This is a genomic window from Methylobacterium sp. WL19 (genome assembly GCF_008040005.1).
GTDB classification, from domain to species: Bacteria; Pseudomonadota; Alphaproteobacteria; order Rhizobiales; family Beijerinckiaceae; genus Methylobacterium; species Methylobacterium bullatum.
Genome location: NZ_VRVC01000274.1, coordinates 1 through 1,160, shown reverse-complemented (window position 1 = coordinate 1,160; position 1,160 = coordinate 1). Strand labels below are relative to the sequence as shown.

Sequence of the window (1,160 nt, the reverse complement as noted above, 5' to 3'; positions counted from 1 at the left end):
CGCTGGGGTCAGCTGGTGATCGGCGTGATCTGCATGGTGATGATCGCCAACCTGCAATACGGCTGGACGTTCTTCGTCCCCGACATCCAGAAGAAGTTCGGCTTCGACCGGGCGGCGATCCAGTGGGCCTTCACCCTGTTCGTGCTGTTCGAGACCTGGCTGGTCCCGATCGAGGGCTGGTTCGTGGACAAGTACGGCCCGCGCGTGGTCGTGCTGTTCGGCGGCGCGCTCTGCGGCATCGGCTGGGTCATCAACTCCTACGCCGCCTCGCTCAACATGTTCTATCTCGGCCAGGTCGTGGCCGGCATCGGCGCCGGCGCCGTCTACGGCACCTGCGTCGGCTCGGCCCTGAAGTGGTTCCCCGACAAGCGCGGGCTGGCCGCCGGCATCATCGCCGCCGGCTTCGGCGCCGGCTCCGCCCTGACCGTCGCCCCGATCCAGTGGATGATCGCCGACCATGGCTTCCAGGCCGCCTTCTTCAACTTCGGCATCGGCCAGGGCCTCGTCGTCTGCGCGCTCGCCTTCTTCTTCACCTCGCCCAAGAAGGGCCAGGTGCCGGAGGTCGTGGCCAACGCCAACATCATCCAGACCCGGCGCAACTACCCCCCCGGCGAAGTCGCCCGCCAGCCGATCTTCTGGCTCATGTACTTCATGTTCGTCATCGTCGGCGCCGGCGGCCTGATGATCACCGCCAACCTCAAGCCCATCGCCTCCGATATCGGCGTCGACAAGGTGCCGGTCACCATCATGGGCATCACCATGGTGGCCATCACCTTCGCGGCCACCATCGACCGCGTCCTCAACGGCCTGACCCGCCCGTTCTTCGGATGGGTCTCCGACAAGATCGGCCGCGAGAACACCATGTTCATCGCCTTCGCCATGGAAGGCTTCGGCATCTACATGCTCTACCTCTGGGGCCACGATCCCCTGTGGTTCGTCCTGCTCTCAGGGTTCGTGTTCTTCGCCTGGGGCGAGATCTACTCCCTCTTCCCCTCCACCTGCACCGACACCTTCGGCACCAAGTTCGCCGCCACCAATGCCGGCCTGCTCTACACCGCCAAGGGCACCGCCGCGCTTCTCGTGCCCGTGGCCAACTACCTCCAGCAGGCCACAAACAGCTGGGACGGCGTCTTCCTCGTCGCCGCAGGCGCCAACATCCT

General features: G+C 65.5%; 1 protein-coding gene. It reads left to right on the top strand.

Translation table 11 applies throughout. From position 1 onward, the window contains the following. The coding region (gene oxlT, locus FV220_RS25005; RefSeq protein ID WP_246689542.1) for an oxalate/formate MFS antiporter at positions 1-1,160 on the top strand (1,160 nt) is incomplete at both ends.